This is a genomic window from Bacillus pumilus (assembly GCF_038738535.1).
Lineage (GTDB): Bacteria > Bacillota > Bacilli > Bacillales > Bacillaceae > Bacillus.
In genome coordinates this window covers 1924341-1941917 of the sequence record NZ_CP046128.1, presented here as the reverse complement: position 1 = coordinate 1941917, position 17577 = coordinate 1924341, and the positions used below count along the sequence as shown (strand labels likewise).

18 protein-coding genes and 1 other RNA gene are annotated in these 17577 nt (G+C 41.8%); 14 read left to right on the top strand and 5 right to left on the bottom strand.

The annotated features are described in order from the left end of the window. Positions 1 to 23 precede the first annotated feature (23 nt). A complete protein-coding gene (locus tag GKC25_RS09645) occupies positions 24 to 2732 on the bottom strand; it encodes a PBP1A family penicillin-binding protein (protein WP_187703930.1) in 2709 nt (902 codons plus the stop codon). 43 nt (positions 2733 to 2775) lie between these two features. Then, positions 2776 to 3387, bottom strand: a complete 612-nt coding sequence (gene recU / locus GKC25_RS09640) for a Holliday junction resolvase RecU (protein WP_034661029.1) — start codon at positions 3385 to 3387, stop codon at positions 2776 to 2778. 46 nt (positions 3388 to 3433) lie between these two features. On the opposite strand from recU, the gene GKC25_RS09635 reads away from it, so the two are divergent. Further along, entirely contained in the window at positions 3434 to 4390 is a 957-nt protein-coding gene (locus tag GKC25_RS09635; protein ID WP_106037934.1) for a DUF2515 domain-containing protein, read from the top strand. A gap of 23 nt (positions 4391 to 4413) precedes the next feature. On the opposite strand, the gene sspM is transcribed toward GKC25_RS09635, so the two are convergent. After that, positions 4414 to 4518 carry an acid-soluble spore protein SspM gene (gene sspM, locus GKC25_RS09630; protein ID WP_012010346.1) on the bottom strand — a complete coding sequence of 35 codons (105 nt, stop codon included), beginning with the start codon at positions 4516 to 4518 and terminating at the stop codon, positions 4414 to 4416. 196 nt (positions 4519 to 4714) lie between these two features. Here sspM and GKC25_RS09625 point away from each other — a divergent pair, with 196 nt between their 5' ends. From GKC25_RS09625 to GKC25_RS09615, 3 genes are all read left to right on the top strand, one after another. After that, complete coding sequence (locus GKC25_RS09625) at positions 4715 to 4948, top strand: DUF5446 family protein (protein WP_223249885.1); 234 nt, start codon at positions 4715 to 4717, stop codon at positions 4946 to 4948. Positions 4949 to 5006: 58 nt separating this feature from the next. Next, positions 5007 to 5378: a YppE family protein gene (locus GKC25_RS09620; RefSeq protein ID WP_106071648.1), complete on the top strand. Its 372-nt coding sequence runs from the start codon at positions 5007 to 5009 to the stop codon at positions 5376 to 5378. A 107-nt stretch (positions 5379 to 5485) separates the two neighbouring features. Continuing rightward, positions 5486 to 5938 carry a YppG family protein gene (locus tag GKC25_RS09615; protein ID WP_060596720.1) on the top strand — a complete coding sequence of 151 codons (453 nt, stop codon included), beginning with the start codon at positions 5486 to 5488 and terminating at the stop codon, positions 5936 to 5938. A 20-nt stretch (positions 5939 to 5958) separates the two neighbouring features. Here GKC25_RS09615 and GKC25_RS09610 read toward each other — a convergent pair whose 3' ends face one another. Continuing rightward, on the bottom strand, positions 5959 to 6378 hold the full coding sequence (locus GKC25_RS09610) for an Hsp20/alpha crystallin family protein (protein ID WP_342689776.1): 420 nt from the start codon (positions 6376 to 6378) through the stop codon (positions 5959 to 5961). Between the two features lie 167 nt (positions 6379 to 6545). On the opposite strand from GKC25_RS09610, the gene GKC25_RS09605 reads away from it, so the two are divergent. After that, positions 6546 to 7052, top strand: a complete 507-nt coding sequence (locus tag GKC25_RS09605; RefSeq protein WP_060596718.1) for a PTS sugar transporter subunit IIA — start codon at positions 6546 to 6548, stop codon at positions 7050 to 7052. A gap of 54 nt (positions 7053 to 7106) precedes the next feature. Here GKC25_RS09605 and GKC25_RS09600 read toward each other — a convergent pair whose 3' ends face one another. Further along, a complete protein-coding gene (locus GKC25_RS09600; protein WP_223249900.1) occupies positions 7107 to 8225 on the bottom strand; it encodes an NADH-dependent flavin oxidoreductase in 1119 nt (372 codons plus the stop codon). A 160-nt stretch (positions 8226 to 8385) separates the two neighbouring features. Here GKC25_RS09600 and GKC25_RS09595 point away from each other — a divergent pair, with 160 nt between their 5' ends. From GKC25_RS09595 to GKC25_RS09555, 9 genes are all read left to right on the top strand, one after another. Further along, positions 8386 to 10632 carry a DEAD/DEAH box helicase gene (locus tag GKC25_RS09595; RefSeq protein ID WP_342689775.1) on the top strand — a complete coding sequence of 749 codons (2247 nt, stop codon included), beginning with the start codon at positions 8386 to 8388 and terminating at the stop codon, positions 10630 to 10632. A gap of 24 nt (positions 10633 to 10656) precedes the next feature. Beyond that, positions 10657 to 11904: a ribonuclease H-like domain-containing protein gene (locus tag GKC25_RS09590; RefSeq protein ID WP_187703929.1), complete on the top strand. Its 1248-nt coding sequence runs from the start codon at positions 10657 to 10659 to the stop codon at positions 11902 to 11904. A 315-nt stretch (positions 11905 to 12219) separates the two neighbouring features. Beyond that, positions 12220 to 12459: a spore coat protein CotD gene (gene cotD / locus GKC25_RS09585; protein ID WP_034661015.1), complete on the top strand. Its 240-nt coding sequence runs from the start codon at positions 12220 to 12222 to the stop codon at positions 12457 to 12459. A 49-nt stretch (positions 12460 to 12508) separates the two neighbouring features. After that, complete coding sequence (locus tag GKC25_RS09580) at positions 12509 to 13051, top strand: DUF1273 domain-containing protein (protein WP_060596714.1); 543 nt, start codon at positions 12509 to 12511, stop codon at positions 13049 to 13051. A 75-nt stretch (positions 13052 to 13126) separates the two neighbouring features. Continuing rightward, the gene (gene gpsB / locus GKC25_RS09575; protein WP_012010336.1) at positions 13127 to 13432 is read left to right on the top strand and encodes a cell division regulator GpsB; all 306 of its coding nucleotides are present in this window, start codon (positions 13127 to 13129) and stop codon (positions 13430 to 13432) included. 61 nt (positions 13433 to 13493) lie between these two features. Next, positions 13494 to 13877: RNase P RNA component class B (rnpB, locus tag GKC25_RS09570), an RNA gene on the top strand. 109 nt (positions 13878 to 13986) lie between these two features. Next, positions 13987 to 15141: a class I SAM-dependent RNA methyltransferase gene (locus GKC25_RS09565; RefSeq protein ID WP_342689774.1), complete on the top strand. Its 1155-nt coding sequence runs from the start codon at positions 13987 to 13989 to the stop codon at positions 15139 to 15141. 106 nt (positions 15142 to 15247) lie between these two features. Further along, entirely contained in the window at positions 15248 to 15445 is a 198-nt protein-coding gene (locus tag GKC25_RS09560) for a hypothetical protein (RefSeq protein WP_034661010.1), read from the top strand. Positions 15446 to 15519: 74 nt separating this feature from the next. Further along, the gene (locus GKC25_RS09555; RefSeq protein ID WP_034661009.1) at positions 15520 to 17451 is read left to right on the top strand and encodes an ATP-dependent DNA helicase; all 1932 of its coding nucleotides are present in this window, start codon (positions 15520 to 15522) and stop codon (positions 17449 to 17451) included. Positions 17452 to 17577 lie beyond the last annotated feature (126 nt).

Genomic DNA, 17577 nt, shown 5'->3' with positions numbered 1-17577 from the left:
CCATATGGGCAAGTGCTTTTTCATTATTCATTTTCTTTTCGACTAGGAGAATTTGATTGCGAATTTGAGCTTTGAGAGTTTGTTTTCGCATCATCTTTCTTTTTATCTTTATTGTCAGTTTGTGAGTTCCCATTTGTACTGTCTGAGCCATCATCGGAAGAACCATTATTTCCATTTTCCGTATTTCCGCCTTGATCCTGATCCTTATCCTTATCTTGATCTTTTTTATCATCTGGCTTTTGCTCGTCAGTGCCTGGGGGTTGATTTTTGTTATCGTCAGTCTGGTCTGTCTGCTCGTCGTCAGGCTGCTGCGGTTCTTCTTCTTCTTTGTTCTCATCATCTGCTTTTTCTTCCTCATCTTCATCATCCTTGATGGTGAGGAAGGTAGAAGCTGCTTTACTTGTGACATCCTCTACAGTGGCTGTTACTTGGAATTTATAAGTAGAGCCAGGCTTCACATCAGAGATGACCGCTTCTTTAGCAGAACTGTTTTGAATCTCTTTATAGCCGCCGTTATCAACCGCTTGTTTTACATTAAATGTAGCATCTGCGTCGTCATCATAGCCCCAAGACAGTGTGATGGATTTTTTCTCTTCATCATACACCGCTTTTAAGTCAGAAGGCTTATCGGCTTCTTTTTTCTCATATGTGTCAGACACTTTTGTCGGAACAGTTCCTTTTACAAAGTATTCTGTTGTCTTCTTCTCACTTGGTGTATTTGGTCCGGCTAATCTTGCTGGATCTGATCCTTTTTCAACCGTAGCTTCCAAGACACTGTCTGGTTTTTCAAATGAGCCGCTTCCATCATCAATTTGAGAAATTAATCGCTGGAAGACGATTTTGGCAACGCGCTGCTCGTAATCTGTGAGCCACATTTTGCCGTCCGCATCTTTTGAATTACCGATTCCGGTCCAAACGGCTGCTGTATATTGCGGCGTATAACCAACAAACCACGAATCTTTCGCACCGCCAGAAGGGATATTGTATTTATTCATATCATCTTGTGTAAAGTTGGTTGTACCTGTTTTACCAGCTACTTGAACGTTCGGTACTTGTGCAAGTGTACCTGTTCCAGATTGTACAGCTGTTTTCAGCATATCAGTGATCATAAATGCTGTGTAATCACTCATTGCCGCTTTAGAATCTGGCGTAAGGTCAAGCTTTGTTCCGTCATTAAACTCAACAGACGTGACAGCATGCGGTTCATTATAGTACCCGTTATTACCGAATGCACTAAATGCTCCAGCCATCTTCAGGGAGGAGACACCATCGTCAAATCCACCGATTGAGTATGACTCTGGAATGTCAGACGGTAAGTCCATACCTAAGTTATTGGCGAATTGAACGGCATTGTCTGTGCCAGCTTCTTGGAAAGCTTTTAAGGCAGGGATGTTTCGTGATTGTGCCAAAGCACTTCTCATCGACATTTTCCCTAAATGTCTTCTGTCAAAGTTATTAATCGGTGTACCGTCTGAGTACGTATACGGTGCATCATCAATTTGCTGATATGTTGACCATTTTTTGTTTTCAATGACAGGACCGTAATCTAAGATTGGTTTGATTGTAGATCCTGGCTGGCGTTTTGCATCAGTCGCATAGTTAAAGCCGCCGGCTGGTACATCACGTCCACCGCCAATGGCGCGAATTTCACCATTTTTCGTATCAAGCAATGTCACACCAGCCTGCATGCCTTTCGTAAATCCAGCTGCATCTCCATTAATGATATCATCTAGGTGATCCTGTGCTTTTCGATCAAGTGATGTATAGATTTTTAGTCCATCGGTTGATACATCCACTTTGGCTTTTTTCTGTACTTCTTCCATGACTTCTTCAATATAAGCAGAGTACTTACTTGAGTTTTGGCTCTTATATTTATCAGCTGAAACAACTGTCTTGCTGACAGGGGTTGCTTTTGCAACGTCATAGTCTTTTTCTGAAATGTAGCCTTGTTTTTTCATGAGGCTTAAAACGATATTACGGCGTTTTTCCGCTGCTTCAGGATGTTTCACTGGGTTATAGGCAGAAGGACTTTGCGGCATACCTGCAAGTGTGGCAGCCTGTGCAACGGTTAGTTTATTTAAATCTGTAACGCCGAAAAATTGTTCAGCCGCTTTCCCAACACCGTAAGCATAAGGTGAGAAGAAAATGCGGTTTAAATACATTTCTAAAATTTCATCTTTAGAGTATTTTTGCTCAAGCTGAATCGAGAGCCATACTTCCTGTACTTTACGTTTTAACGTTTTCTGATTGTTAAGTAGAGAGTTTTTCACAACTTGCTGTGTAATCGTACTTCCACCTTCAGCTCCAAAGCCGTCCTCGACGTTTGCGACAAGGGCACCGCCGATACGGATTGGATCAATCCCGTGGTGTTTATAAAAACGTGCATCTTCAGTTGCAATAAATGCTTCTTTTACCACATCGGGTATATCTTTAATCGAGACATACGTTCTTTTTTCCGCACCTACTTCTGCAAACACTTTCTTGTCTTTGTCATAAAGCTTTGAAGAATACGGTGTTTTGAGCTTACTATCATCAATAGAAGGAGCGCTTGATGCAAAAACGGCAAAAGTTGTGATTCCGGCAACTACACAAAGAAGACCGATCACGAGTAAAGATAAAAATATTTTTTTAAATAGACCTGCTTTCTTTTTGCCTTTTTTGTTCTTTTGCTTCTTATTGTTTTCTTGACTTGCTTTACGTCGCTGTTCACGACTTGTAAATTGATCAGACATCACATCTCAACCTTTCGTGTTAAACCTTTTTCGAACGTCATTGCTACTCACTTTCATCCGAAAAATGAAGTGTCTCCACTACTTTAATATAATCAATTCTTGGCGAATATCCAAGTGTCATTAAGTGGCCAGCTTCCATTAATTCGTCTTTGCTAATGGATTTCCGGCCGTTTTGCTGCTGCCGCTCCCAGAAGAAAAAGAGATCTGAAGCGGACAAATAATAAACGGAGCCAAATGCGGATATAATAACGAAACAAATACCGCCTTGCTTTTCTACCTGTTTCATATGCTCAATTTGATGATCGTGAAAATTTTTGAGTGGAAACGAGGTGGTGCTTTTGGTTTCTTTTGCTTCAAAATCGATATAGCGCCCTTTGTACACTCCATTATAGTCTGTTGTGGATGATTGTTTAAAATAGGCTTCTTTGATAACAGCAGCGCTTCTTTTTGGATAATCCACATTCACAATTTGAACGGGGGTAGGCTTTTTATGAATGACTGCGATCCCGTTGACCAAATAGTACTGGTTGGTTTCATTTAAGTCAGCCTCAAGCGTCATCCCGCGGTTACTATAAGAGGATTCGCCGCTGAATCTTTTTTTTGTCCCAATTTGTTGAATGGGCTGATACGATTTTCCGTTTGGATACCGAATCATCAAGTTTCAGCCTCCTTTTAATGCATTTTGTATTGGAGAGATTACTATGTTGTCACAAGAAGAGCACATCATCACTCAGTATATATTGCGTGAAACGAAATCGAAAAATAAAGACAACCTGACGAGGACAAATGCTTACAAACGCTTTTATGACCGCCATCCAGAGATGAAATGGTCGCTGCTTGCTTCCTTTGTCTCGAGAAATGCTGGATGGTCTATGACGGATCTAAAGGGCGAGCTCTTTCATCCAGGTTTAACAGATCAGCAGGGGCACCTTTTTTTCACAGCATATGAAAGAGCGAATTGGCTGATCTTTTCGGATGCTTACCCTCAGCTTCTTTTGTATGAATGGTCTAAGCGGTGCAGCAAACCCTTGTTCCATCTGCTTCCATATTTTTCTGTTTCTCGTTTTATGAGCACTGAGTGGGAACGTTTTTGGCTAAAGCGTGACACAGAGCGCCTGCTTTATGCACTCATCATAAATGAACAATATACTATACAATCTCCTATTATACAAAATCCTCTTCTGAAAAAGAATGTTTTTCACTCGATTCAATATCTGTTCAGCGAGTGGGGACATTTTCAAACCGTTGTTTTTCCCACGGTGGACGGGCATTTGTACGGGTTAACCATACGGAAGTTTTCCCGCGTAAAGGAGCGTATTACATTAGGAAAAAAACTAGCGAAACTATTATTTCGAGCCGATTTATTTTCGGATTTTTATCATTTTTTGCATACTGTTCCGCATACCGGATCACGGTTTGATTTTGAGCCGTTTTTAGGGATCGCTAGGAGGTCAACACCTTTTCTTCGAACAGTTTATCCGGTGATGACACATTCATTAGACGATCAAAGGGACGATTGGTTTCAAAAGAAATTGAGCCCATCCTTATTTGATGCAGAGACGTTACCAAAACAAATTGAGCTGACCGACTGGTATTTTCATAAAAAAAGACAGCTTCGTTTTCTTTTCTCATTAGAGCACTATTTTTTGCATAAATAAAAAGCAGGGGGTACCTGCTTTTTTTACGTGGATGGTCGATTAGGACCGCCAAGCTTTTTATCAAGCTGATCTGTACTGTTTTCTTTCCCTTTTGGCTTTTGCTCTTTTGGTGCTGGCTGCTTTTTCATGAAATCTACCTCCTTTGTCCTTAGAATTTACACAATCGGACGCAATCATACAAAGAAGGACAAGCATATGTCGAAAAGGAAGAAATAGCGCTCATCTACACTTAGATTGGCGATTTGCTTCTAGTTTTGTCATGTGTGAAGGAGGGTGAGAAAGAAAAGAGAATGTAACGAGAGACGATAAAGGAGGAATCTGATGATGAGCGAATTTGTATCAAAAGAATCCATTATGCAGTTATTAGAGGAAATTGAGCGGAAAATTGATGCGGTGGAAGAAGAACTGTCTCTTGCTGTGAACCAAACAAAACGTGCAACCATAGAGGAGCAAGAACAAATGATAGACCGGCTTGAATCAGAAGTAAAGGACTGTGAAGTGAAGATTCACGCGGCTGAGTATAAACTGGCGGCAAGACCGGCATATCACGCCGGATAGCTTTTCTATTTGAGCAATAAGTAAACGTTTGATAGGATGGTTCATAGAGGTGAACATTTTGGATAATCAAACATTACTTGAACATACACAAGATCTGAGAATATGGACCGAAGAGGCGTATGAGCAGTACCAAAAGGGAAAGGCTGAAGAGGAATACCCCGTATATGATTTTCACACGGACATTCAGCCGGCCGTTGAGACATTTGATCAGAAAATGGAAGAGTGGCTCACTGCTGCGATCTCGTTTATTCATCTGGTCAAACCTAGATATTTACACCAAGAACAGCTTGAAGCCGTCAAAGAAAATGGAAAAGAGGTTGTCCTGCAATCTTATTTTGGCAAACAGCATGCACCCCGTGTGAAAAATTTAGTTGAGTCAGTGATTTACACACTGAACCTTTTAATAGAAGAAATCAACAAGCGCAGCTGAAGACATATGCTGCGTTTTTCTTATGGCTGCTTTAGGCACATCTTCTGTTCTTGATCATAATATATGAGTGACATCACTATGTGTTGAGAGCGAGAGGAGCGAGATATATGATCCCTTATTCAAACCAGCAGCCTTATGAATTCAATCCATTCAATCGAGGGCCTTTTCCGTATCCAGATATGCAGCAGCAGCCTCCGCAGCCTCCAGAATATTTTATGCCGCCACATCAAGGTGGAATGAGCCAGGCACCATCTGCTGTCTATCAGCCGCCTTATGGATACCAAGAAAATGTGCCGCCTTTTCATCCGCCTGAAGCGATCAATCAACCCCAGATGCCGCCACCAGGCATGATGCCCATGCAGCAGCCTATGAACCCTTATCCTTTGCCAAGACCGCAAAAACAGCAATCATCTCAATTTAAAAGTGTACTGTCACAATTCAAAAAAACGAATGGACAATACGACTTTAACAAAATGTTTGATACAGCTGGGCAAATGATGAGTACGATGAATCAAGTAGGTTCATTAGCGAAAGGATTTACAAGCATTTTTAAAGCATAGTTAAAACCCAATAGATGGACCTATTGGGTAGTTTGCTTTGGTGCCGTCACACGAAGCGTTTGATCTTTCCACACGCTCTTCATGTTCGTTTCATCTATTTTTGCCGGCATTAAAATGTTCTTGGTAAAGCTCGAATACGAGGAAGTTGTATCTGTTTTGATTGTTTCCTGCACGGATAAGTGTAAATATTGGGCTTTTACTTCTAGCGCGATATCCCCTTCGACAAAATGGTCGGGAAATTGGATCTCGATATACACAAACTGCTCATCCTCTGTCACATCGGTCGTAATCGATGCAAGTGAATGTGATGTGGTCATGAGCGCCTCCGCACTATTTATTATCTCGTGAAACGGGGAGGATGCGAAAAATTGTTCAATCGCTTCATTGAGAATATCTTCATTTGCCAGCAATTCATGTTTCTTTTCGCCTTCATGTTTCATTTGAATCACCTCTCATCTACAGCCTATGCAGAAAGGGCTCAGGCGGTTATCAATTGATGAGAGGAAAAAATTATGATTAAATAGTGTTGAATGAAGCAAGGTGTATGAGCGCAGCGTTTCATACGCGGAATAGAACTAGAAGCAAAGCTTGAAGGGAGCAATTGACATTGCTGAAAAAATTATTCGGTTTCGGAAAAAACCAAGATGATGTAAAGGAAGAAATCATTTATTCTCCAGCTGATGGAGAGTTAATGGATATGACGGATGTACCAGACCCTGTTTTTTCTCAAAAGATGATGGGAGACGGCGTAGCAGTAAAACCAAAAAGTGGCACGATTGTGTCACCAGTAGAGGGTGAAATCATCCAGCTCTTCCATACAAAACATGCAATTGGCATTCGAACACTCTCAGGGCTTGAGCTTCTGATTCATATCGGGCTTGAAACAGTGGGATTAAATGGTGAAGGATTTGAAGCGCACATAAAAGAAGGGGATAAAGTGAAGATCGGTGACCCTCTCATTACGTGTGATTTAGAACTGATTGAAGAGAAAGCGGCAAGTACAGTGACTCCGATTGTCATTATGAATGGTGACTTGATCGAGCATCTTGATAAAGAACCAAAGGGACCTGTGGAAAAACAGACTTCTAAGCTTTTTACCGTTAAACTAAAATAATCAGGACACAAAAAAAAACTACCCAATCGTATGAGGGTAGTTTTTTTGATGACATTAATCTTCCATCGGAACCCAGCCTTGACTCGCTTCCATGACAGACCACAATCCTTCTGGAATCAAATACTTATCTTTTTGGCTGCGTTTAATGACAGTTTCAATCTCGCTTTCTCTGCCTTCTTTAATCTTCTTTGCCCAATCTGGGTCGACGATCAGCTCTCGTGCGACAGCGATAAGCGGAATTCCTTGATTATAAGCACTTAGTGCATCTTCGGCTGTAATGACGCTGCCCACACCGATGAGCGGAAGGGTATCGCCGCAGCGTTCTTTTAGCAGCTCCATACGTGTCTTATGAGTATCTGCACCACGTCTTGCTTTAGAGTCAATCTCCATTAAAGAGATATGCAAATAATCGAGGTTTTTTGTTTTGAGAACATCCACTAAGGTAAACGTCTCTGTCATTGTTAAACCAGGTGTTTCTGGTTCTTCTGGGGATAATCGATATCCAAAGATAAACGGTTTTGTTGCATGCTTTTCGATTGCCTCTTTGACTGCATCCACAATAGCGATAGGGAAGGCTAGACGCTTTTCTTCATTTCCTCCCCACTGATCTGTCCGCTGATTGCTATGCGGAGAGTAAAATTGCTGTAATAGATAACCATTTGCACCGTGGATTTCCACGCCATCAAACCCTGCTTGAACCGCTCGTCTTGCCGCTTCTTTAAAAGCGTCAATGATATGGACAATTTCCTCTTCTTTTAAAGCGCGTGCAATCTGCTTTCCATCTTTAAACACATCACTTGGCGCAACCACATCACCGTTTGGAACTAAGTGAGGGAGAGCCTGAGAGCCGCCGTGATGAATTTGAATGATGGCTTTTGTTCCCTTTGCCTGAATCGCAGAAGCAAGTTTTTTCAGGCCAGGTATATCTTCATCTCTTGCAATAGAAGGCTGTCCTTCAAATGCCTTACCATCTGGAGTCACGTTTGCACATGCTGTGATCACCATGCCCATATCACTTGATCTAGCTGTAATGAAATCAATTTCCTCTTTAGAAATGGTGCCATCCTCGTGAGAACCGAAGTGTGTCATTGGCGCAACGACTAACCGGCCATCAATAGACGCACCTCCTGGAAACGTAAATGGTTCAAATAAAGGCTTAAATTCGTTTTTCACTCTCATCATCTTCTTCCTTGATAAAATCATTTCACTATAGAAGTGTAATAGATACTGTTACAACACTTCAAAGTATTTGCTCATAGGCTGCGCATCAAAAAATTGCCGCCTAGTCATGCAAACAAATATTCGGTACACTATGTAAGAGAGGTGATGCGATATGAAAAAGAAAACAATGAACGAACTCATAGAAGAATTAAAGAAAGACGAACAGGTAGAACATTGGCATGAAATTGATGCGAAGCCTGCACAAACCTCTCCGGTTCCTGAAAGAGTGAACGACAGGCTGAAAAAGGCGCTTGAGAAACGAGGCGTGAGCGAACTCTACATTCATCAAAAGGAAGCCTTTGAACGTGTGATGGATGGAGATCATGTGGTAACTGTCACACCAACAGCTTCAGGTAAAACGCTTTGCTACAATTTGCCTATCCTTCAGTCGATCGCAGAAGATCAGACAAGCCGCTCCCTTTATTTATTCCCAACAAAAGCGCTCGCACAAGATCAAAAAAGTGAACTTAACGAGATCATCCACGAGATGGATGTTCCGATTCATAGTGAAACATATGACGGAGACACCTCTCCGGCCATTCGGCAGCGAGTCAGACAAGCAGGACATATTGTCATCACAAACCCGGATATGCTGCATTCAGCCATTTTGCCTCATCATACGAAATGGGTCAGCTTGTTTGAGAATTTGAAGTATATTGTCATTGATGAGCTTCATACATATCGAGGTGTATTTGGCAGTCATGTGGCCAATGTGATTCGCAGGTTAAAACGAATTTGTGCATTTTATGGAAGTGAACCGGTTTTTATTTGTACTTCCGCAACGATTGCGAATCCAAAAGAGCTAGCGCAGCAGCTAACGGGGAGCAAGGTGCATCTGATTGAACGAAACGGGGCACCTAGCGGTAAAAAGAATTTTGTGTTTTACAACCCGCCAGTTGTGAATAAACCATTAAATATTAGACAAAGTGCCGCCACTGTCGTCAATCAATTGGCAAAAACTTTTTTGAAAGAAAAAATCCAAACGATTGTTTTTGCTAGAAGCAGAGTAAGAGTTGAAGTGATTTTAAGCCATATTCAAGAGCTAGTGAAAAAAGAGATCGGTCCAAAATCGATTCGTGGATATCGCGGAGGCTATTTACCAAAAGAGCGGCGAGTGATTGAAAAAGGATTGAGAGAAGGAGACATTCTAGGTGTCGTCAGCACAAACGCACTAGAATTAGGAGTGGATATAGGTCAGCTAAAGGTCTGTATCATGACAGGGTATCCTGGCAGTGTAGCGAGTACATGGCAGCAGGCAGGACGAGCTGGAAGGCGTCATGAGGAAGCACTCATAATTATGGTGGCAAGCTCCTCACCTCTTGATCAATATATTGTCAGACACCCTGAATATTTCTTTAACAGGCCGCCTGAAGCTGCCAGAATCAACCCTGAAAACCTCATTATCTTAGTGGATCATTTAAAATGTGCATCCTACGAGCTTCCGTTTCGGGAGGATGAACAGTTTGGCGGCATGGAGGTAGAAGAGATTTTGCAATACTTACATGAGGAAGGTGTTCTTCATTTTAGCGGGAACCGGTATTATTGGTCAGATCAATCGTTCCCAGCGCATGGCATCAGCCTCCGGTCTGCAAGCCAGGAAAATGTGGTGATTGTGGATCAATCAGATGTAGCGAATGTTCGGATTATTGGAGAGATGGATCGGTTCAGTGCGATGACGCTGCTTCATGATGAAGCCATTTATTTACATGAAGGGGTTCAGTATCAAGTGGAAAAGCTAGATTACGAGCATCTCAAGGCTTATGTGAAACAAGTAGATGTAGAATACTATACAGACGCGAATTTAGCTGTTCAACTTAAGGTGCTTGAAATCGATCAGACGACAGAGAAGGAAGCCGTATCTGTTCACTACGGTGATGTGACTGTCAACGCAATGCCGACGATTTTTAAAAAAATCCGGCTAAGTACCGGTGAAAATATCGGCTCTGGACCGATTCACTTGCCGGAAGAAGAAATTCATACGAGTGCTGCTTGGTTTGAATTACATGAAGCAGAGCGGAGATTTGAAGAGAAAACACTTGAACAGCTGCTGCTTGGCATCGCAAATGTTCTTCAGCACATTGTACCTGCTTTTGTGATGTGTGACCGTTCTGATATTCATGTTGTTTCACAAATTAAAGCGGCACATACCGGAAAACCGACGGTCTTTTTATATGACCACTACCCTGGCGGAATCGGCTTAAGCAAGGAAGTACAAGCTCGTTTCGATGAAATAGCAGGCGCAGCCATTCAGCTGATTGAGCGGTGCCGCTGTGAAAATGGCTGTCCATCCTGCATTGGCATGGAAATGAAAGAGGTGAGCGGAAAAAGCAGCATCGTTGAATTGATGTCCGTATTTTAAGGGAAAGGAGGGGGACACCTGCTCATGTCTTTAAAAGGGAAATTAAACAGAATGAAGAAGCACCTATCGCACAATCAGACACATGAAAACCGGCAGAAAACTTTAGAAGGACAACCACAGCCTGTGACTTCAGACAATATCCCATTTTTAAAAGAATGGGAAACATTAGGTGTATCTCCTTATCACTTTGAGGATTCCTTTTGTCTGATTCGGGAAGTCACCTATTCATTAGAAGATCAGCATGGGCGCTATTCGTTTGCGGAACTGCCGAAGATCATCGAGGCATGGAACGAAAGCGGCATCAAGCATTCGCTATCGGCTAAAGGGTACGAGCCGCACGAGCTGTTTTTCTTTGATACAGAAACAACAGGATTATCTGGCGGTACGGGAAATATGATTTTCTTGCTTGGACATGCACGTGTCTTTTCCGACAAAGTGGTGGTGAAACAGCACCTGCTCACCAATCCAGGAAATGAAGCGGCTCTGTACAAAAGCTTTCTCGATGAAGTGAACGTAGAATCATTGGTTACTTATAATGGTAAATCGTTCGACTGGCCGCAAGTGAAAACGAGACATACGCTCTTACGAGATCAAATCCCTGCACTTCCTGAATTCGGACATTTTGATCTTCTGCACGGATCTAGACGATTGTGGAAGCATAAATATGAACGAATGGCGCTATCCGTTGTGGAAAAAGAAGAGCTGCACGTGCATCGTGAAAACGACACGCCGGGGTTTTTGGCACCGATGATTTATTTTCATTTTTTAAAGGAACAAAATCCGAAGCTGATTGAAGGGATCTTGACTCATAATGAACTAGACGTCTTATCGTTAATCAGCCTCTACATTCATCTATCCAAAAAAATACTATCTGAGGATGCGGTAAAGGAACACAATGAGAAGTATGCGCTCGCCAGGTGGCATCTTGCTCATCGTGATGTACAGGAAGCAACGAAGCATTTGCAAAAATTAACGGATGCTGATTTTGAGCATGCGAATCAGGCGTCTTATGATCTTTCCTTACAATATAAACGACAAAACGAGTGGGATGAAGCGGTTCAAATATGGGAAAAATTATTTAAATCAAGTGATGTCCATTTAGCATTAAAAGCGGGTATAGAGCTTGCGAAGTGTAAAGAGCATCGTCAAAAAAATGCAAGGTCAGCTCTATCCATCACTGAATCGTTATTATCTTTCTCATCGTTAAGTCAGCGAGACACGGAAGAACTTGAGAAGCGAAAAAAACGGCTCTTGAGAAAAGCTGGGCAATGAACATTATTGCCCGGGAAAGCGCAAAACATGACAACGTTCGGCTCTCGGCCGAAAATAAAAATTGTTTAGCACTTTTATTGTAGAAAAGTCACGAATCCTGTAAAATAACGTTAGATATTGAATGAGGAGCGTAGAGCATGTATAAGGGTCTTTTCTACTTGTTTTTTCTTGTTGTCATTTTGGTCGCTTTTGTGTTTTCAAACTATAAGGATGTTTTTCTTGCAAACTTTTAAAATAGGTTAATGCATTAGTACATGTACACCTCTTAATTCATACATTGTTAATGTAAGAAAATTAAGGAGAGGGGAATGCTACATGTACCATCATCATCATCATTGCCAGCCGAATGTTACACAGCCAATTGTTCATCCGACGAATCATTGCTGTACACACAGCGATTCAACAACAATTGTGCCGCATATCCATCCGCAGCATGTGACAAATGTTCACCATCAAAATTTCAAACATGTTCACTATTTCCCGCATACGTTTTCTCAGGTGGACCCGGCAACACATCAACACTTTAACTGCGGTGGACCTTGCTGTAACAGATAAAGTGAAATGGGACTTTTAGAAGTCCCTTTTTTTAAAAGCAGGTGAAAAAATGAAAATTATTGCTGTCACAGGGTACAAGCCATTTGAGCTTGGGATATTCAAACAAGACGAGCCTGCACTTCAATACATAAAAGCAGAGCTTCAAAAAAGGCTGACAGCCCTGATTGAAGAAGGCCTGGAATGGGTTCTCATATCAGGCCAGCTTGGGGCAGAAATCTGGACTGCCGAAGTGGTATTTGAGCTTCAAGAGGAGTATCCAGCGTTAAAACTGGCCGTCATTACACCATTTTATGAACAGGAAGAGCGCTGGAATGAACAAAACAAAGAGTTGTATGAGGGGATTCTTGCACAGGCCGATTTTGTAGAAAGTGTCACGCATAGACCGTATGAAAGTCCGGCACAATTTAAACAAAAGAACCGTTTTTTTATTGAAAAAACAGATGGCCTTCTCGCCCTTTATGATCCTGAGCATGATGGCTCGCCAAAGTACATGATCAAAGAAGCGGAAACCTATACCGATTACCCCATTATGTACATCACAATGGATGATTTGAGAGCGCAAGTTGAGGCAGAAGATCCGTTTTTTGACTAAAAGCAAGAGAAAATTTGACAACGTCACGTATTTCTGAAAAAATATACTATGAATTCACGATATGAGGTGAAAAAGATGCTTGCTGATAAAGTAAAGCTTTCTGCGAAAGAAATTTTAGAAAAAGAATTTAAAACAGGTGTCAGAGGATACAAACAAGAAGAAGTCGATAAATTTTTAGATATGGTCATTAAAGACTATGAGACATTCAACCAAGAAATCGAAAAGCTTCAACAAGAAAACCTCCATTTGTCTAAACAGCTTGAAGAAGCCGTTGAGCAAGGAAAAAGACAGCCTGCACAGTCTAATACAACAAACTTTGATATTTTAAAAAGACTATCTAACCTTGAGAAACACGTTTTCGGCAGCAAACTTTATGATTGAGCCTTGCTGAAAAAAGCTTGTGCCTGATGTCATTGTCGTTTATAATAACGATTATTGATTAACGTTCGGGTAATCGCTGCAATGCTTTTAGACATTGCAGAGGAAAGTCCATGCTCGCACGGTGCTGAGATGCCCGTAGTGTTCGTGCCTGGCGAAAAAATAAGCCAGGGCAGCCTGGGAAAGGCTGACGGCAGGAAAAATGCCTACGTCCTTTTAGGATATGGCAAAGTATCCTTGAAAGTGCCACAGTGACGAAGTCTCACTAGAAATGGTGAGAGTGGAACGCGGTAAACCCCTCGAGCGAGAAACCCAAACTTGGTAGGGGAACTTTCTCAAAGGAACCAAACGGAGAGAAGGACAGAGTATTCTGTAGATAGATGATTACCACCTGAGTACGAGGCATTTGCCGTTTGCAGTACGATGGAACAAAACATGGCTTACAGAACGTTATATCCGTTATTATAAACATGATGAAAACAAAGCTCTCCTATTTCAACATATGGAGAGCTTTTATCTTGAATACATAAAAGGACGAGAAAACAGGTGATAAAACAATGAAAACCTATACACTCATCGCAACAGCTCCAATGGGAATTGAAGCGATTGTTGCAAAAGAAGTAAGAGACCTTGGCTATGACTGCACAGTAGACAATGGAAAAGTGATTTTCGAGGGGGATGCTCTTGCGATTTGCCGTGCGAACCTTTGGCTGCGTACAGCAGACCGGATTAAGGTACAAGTAGCTGAATTTTCGGCAAAAACATTCGATGAGCTGTTTGAACGGACGAAGGCGATTGACTGGTCCTCTTTTTTACCGAAAAACAGCACGTTCCCTGTCATCGGTAAATCTGTGAAATCACAGCTTGCCAGTGTGCCGGATTGTCAGCGTATCGTCAAAAAGGCGATCGCGCAAAAGCTCATATCCTCTTACAACATACAGTCTGAATGGCTTGAAGAAACAGGACCTGAGTATAAAATTGAGGTTGCCCTTTTAAAAGATAAAGCTGTGCTCACGCTTGATACATCTGGTGTGGGTCTTCATAAACGAGGGTACCGTACGGATCAAGGCGGAGCACCTATTAAAGAAACCCTTGCGGCTGCACTCGTGCTATTAACAAACTGGACACCTGACCGTCCGTTTGTTGACCCTTTCTGCGGGTCAGGAACAATCGCTATTGAAGCGGCCATGATAGGACAAAACATTGCCCCAGGATTTAACCGGGAATTTGCGTCCGAGTCATGGGAATGGATTGGTGAAGACGTTTGGAACAAAGCGCGTCACGAAGTGGAAGAAAAAGCAAAGTATGATCAGCCGCTCCACATTATTGCAAGTGATATCGACCATCGGATGGTAGACATTGCACAAATGAATGCTGAAGAAGCTGGTCTAAGTGAATTGATTCAATTTAAACAAATGCAAGTGAAAGACTTTCAAACGAAAGAAGAGTATGGTGTGATTGTCGGAAATCCGCCTTACGGAGAACGACTCAGTGATAAACCAGCTGTTGAAAAAATGTATCAAGGAATGGGCGAAGCATTTAAGAGCCTAGATACTTGGTCCATTTACATCTTAACGTCACACGAAAAGTTCGAAGAGTGCTTCGGCAGAAAAGCAACGAAAAAGAGAAAACTGTTTAATGGTTATATTAAAACAGACTATTACCAATATTGGGGAAAACGCCCGCCTAGAAAACAGACAACTGAATCATAAAAAATGGTCACACCTACAGAAGGTGTGGCTTTTTTTATCGCAGAAAGGTATAAACCTTCACGGGACGGAATAAACTGAACTTGATTTTAAAAAAAGAGGTGTCTCCATGATACAATATGATCAATTTCAGTTAATCCAAAAAGCACTCGCTTCGACTGCTCAAAAAATTGAAGGGCAAGAAGGTGGACAATCTGCTCAGTTGACAGCAGCCATCGAAGATTTAGCACTTGCTCAGGCTTACATAGAGCGTTCAGAGCATGCATTTTTAATGAAAGAAACCTATCAACATCGTTTGCGGTCGTAAAAAAGATTGTCATTCCCCAGCATAAATGTTACTATTGAATGTCTGAATGATTCAAAAGTTGGGGGTTGAAGCAGGTGACAGCATCTCGTTTGCCTTTTTCATTATCAAAAGAACATAATTTTTACGAAGAACTGGGCAACTGGATTGGTGATGTGTTCTATGACATTTTGCCAGAAAAGGGCTTTGATCTTCGAGATGAACAAATATTTATGGCTTTTCAACTAGAAAGAGCCTTTAAAGAAAAAAGTGTGATGTTTGCCGAAGCTGGGGTAGGCACAGGCAAAACCATCGTCTATCTATTATTTGCGGTCACATATGCAAGGTATACAGGGAAACCTGCGATTATTGCATGTGCAGACGAAACGTTAATTGAACAGCTGGTGAAACAAGAGGGTGATATCTATAAAATTGCCAATCACCTTGATATTCAAATAGATGCGAGATTAAGTAAGTCGCATGACCAATATTTATGCTTAAAGAAACTAGAGAAAACCATGCAGCGTGAAGATGATGAGAAGTGGCTCGATATTTATGAATCGCTTCCTTCATTTGTTCATGAATCACATGGCATGCAAAACTTTTATCCGTATGGTGATCGAAAAGAGTATCCAGAACTATCAAATGATGAATGGTCACGCATTGGCTATGATTCGTTTCAAGACTGCTTGACGTGCGATATGCGTCATCGCTGCGGTCTGAATTTATCAAGAGATCATTACCGGAAAGCAACCGATCTCATCATCTGTTCTCATGATTTTTACATGGAGCATGTGTGGACGAAGGAATCCCGCAAACGCGAGGGCCAGCTTCCGCTGCTTCCAGAACATAGCTCCGTCGTATTTGATGAAGGGCACCTTCTTGAATTCGCCGCACAAAAAGCACTGACGTACCGAGTGAAGCAATCAATGCTCGAAACATTTTTAGAGCGCCTGTTGCAAAACGATATACGTGAAGAGTTTGCCGAGCTCGTTGAAGATGCACTTGCCACAAACGATGAGTTCTTCTATCTCTTAAAAACACATGCCAAAGAAATCAAGGGCTCGCATCGACTTGAAATTGGACGTGTGGATGAAGTGAAGCGGTCTGCAAGTGAATTATGTGATTTGCTTGAAAAAATCGGAGAAGCACTTGTGTTTGAATCAGAGATGTATACAATCGATCAATACGAATTGTCTGTTGTGGAAGAGTACATTGAACAAATGGCGTATTCTCTGTCGCTATATCAAAAAAATGCGATTAGCTGGCTTGAAAAGCAGGAGTTAGATACGACATTTGTTGTGATGCCAAAGACAGTCGCAGAGGTGCTTGGTGAAAAAGTATTCTCGCAAAAAAGACCATACATTTTCTCTTCTGCTACATTGTCTGAAAATCAATCCTTTGATTATTTAGCTGAAAGTCTTGGGATCAAAGATTATTTATCAATGAGTGTCGCTTCTCCGTATGATTACGATGAGCAAATGAAGATTTATTTCCACGGGATTCAGCAGCTTCAAGAGCAAGAGGCAAAAGGACAGCAAGTGATCACTCAGCTGAAAGAAAACGGAGGACGATCTCTGATTTTGTTCCCTTCATTTGATGAACTTCATTTCTTTAGAAAGCAGCTTGAGGCATCGGATGAATCACTGCCTTTCCACGTGTATTTTGAGGGAGACGAGGAAATCAGCACGATTGTTCAAAAGTTCCAAGCAGATGAGACATCCGTGTTATGCTCTGTTCACCTTTGGGAAGGGCTGGATATTCCAGGGCAATCACTAACAAATGTGATCATCTGGGGACTTCCTTACCCGCCTCATGATCCGGTATTTGAGGCAAAACGGAATGAAGCAAAGGATGCTCGTGCTGAAGTTGACCTTCCGTATATGCTGCTGCGCTTGCGACAAGGTATTGGAAGGCTGATTCGGACAAGCCAAGATGCAGGAACCATTCATATTTATTTTGACCGTAAGGAAGATACAGAGCTTCAAAGTAAAATTGAATCCGTTCTGCCAGTCAAGCCAATCATCTAAATAACGCCCGAACGAGGAAAAGAGGAGGATACCATCTGAGTATCCTCCTTTTTCATTGACAAAAGAACATTCCTTGAAGTAGCCTTGAAACGTACATACATATTTTATTGATTGGGGGAACAAACG

Bases quoted from the DNA above. Each gene is read 5' to 3' on its own strand.
- GKC25_RS09560 (WP_034661010.1), top strand. From the start codon at position 15,248: ATGATACAATATGATCAATTTCAGTTAATCCAAAAAGCACTCGCTTCG.
- GKC25_RS09565 (WP_342689774.1), top strand. From the start codon at position 13,987: ATGAAAACCTATACACTCATCGCAACAGCTCCAATGGGAATTGAAGCG.
- GKC25_RS09610 (WP_342689776.1), bottom strand. From the start codon at position 6,378: ATGAAACATGAAGGCGAAAAGAAACATGAATTGCTGGCAAATGAAGAT.
- GKC25_RS09625 (WP_223249885.1), top strand. From the start codon at position 4,715: ATGAGCGAATTTGTATCAAAAGAATCCATTATGCAGTTATTAGAGGAA.
- GKC25_RS09635 (WP_106037934.1), top strand. From the start codon at position 3,434: ATGTTGTCACAAGAAGAGCACATCATCACTCAGTATATATTGCGTGAA.
- GKC25_RS09595 (WP_342689775.1), top strand. From the start codon at position 8,386: ATGAAAAAGAAAACAATGAACGAACTCATAGAAGAATTAAAGAAAGAC.
- gpsB (WP_012010336.1), top strand. From the start codon at position 13,127: ATGCTTGCTGATAAAGTAAAGCTTTCTGCGAAAGAAATTTTAGAAAAA.
- GKC25_RS09645 (WP_187703930.1), bottom strand. From the start codon at position 2,732: ATGTCTGATCAATTTACAAGTCGTGAACAGCGACGTAAAGCAAGTCAA.
- GKC25_RS09580 (WP_060596714.1), top strand. From the start codon at position 12,509: ATGAAAATTATTGCTGTCACAGGGTACAAGCCATTTGAGCTTGGGATA.
- cotD (WP_034661015.1), top strand. From the start codon at position 12,220: ATGTACCATCATCATCATCATTGCCAGCCGAATGTTACACAGCCAATT.
- GKC25_RS09615 (WP_060596720.1), top strand. From the start codon at position 5,486: ATGATCCCTTATTCAAACCAGCAGCCTTATGAATTCAATCCATTCAAT.
- sspM (WP_012010346.1), bottom strand. From the start codon at position 4,518: ATGAAAAAGCAGCCAGCACCAAAAGAGCAAAAGCCAAAAGGGAAAGAA.
- GKC25_RS09590 (WP_187703929.1), top strand. From the start codon at position 10,657: ATGTCTTTAAAAGGGAAATTAAACAGAATGAAGAAGCACCTATCGCAC.
- recU (WP_034661029.1), bottom strand. From the start codon at position 3,387: ATGATTCGGTATCCAAACGGAAAATCGTATCAGCCCATTCAACAAATT.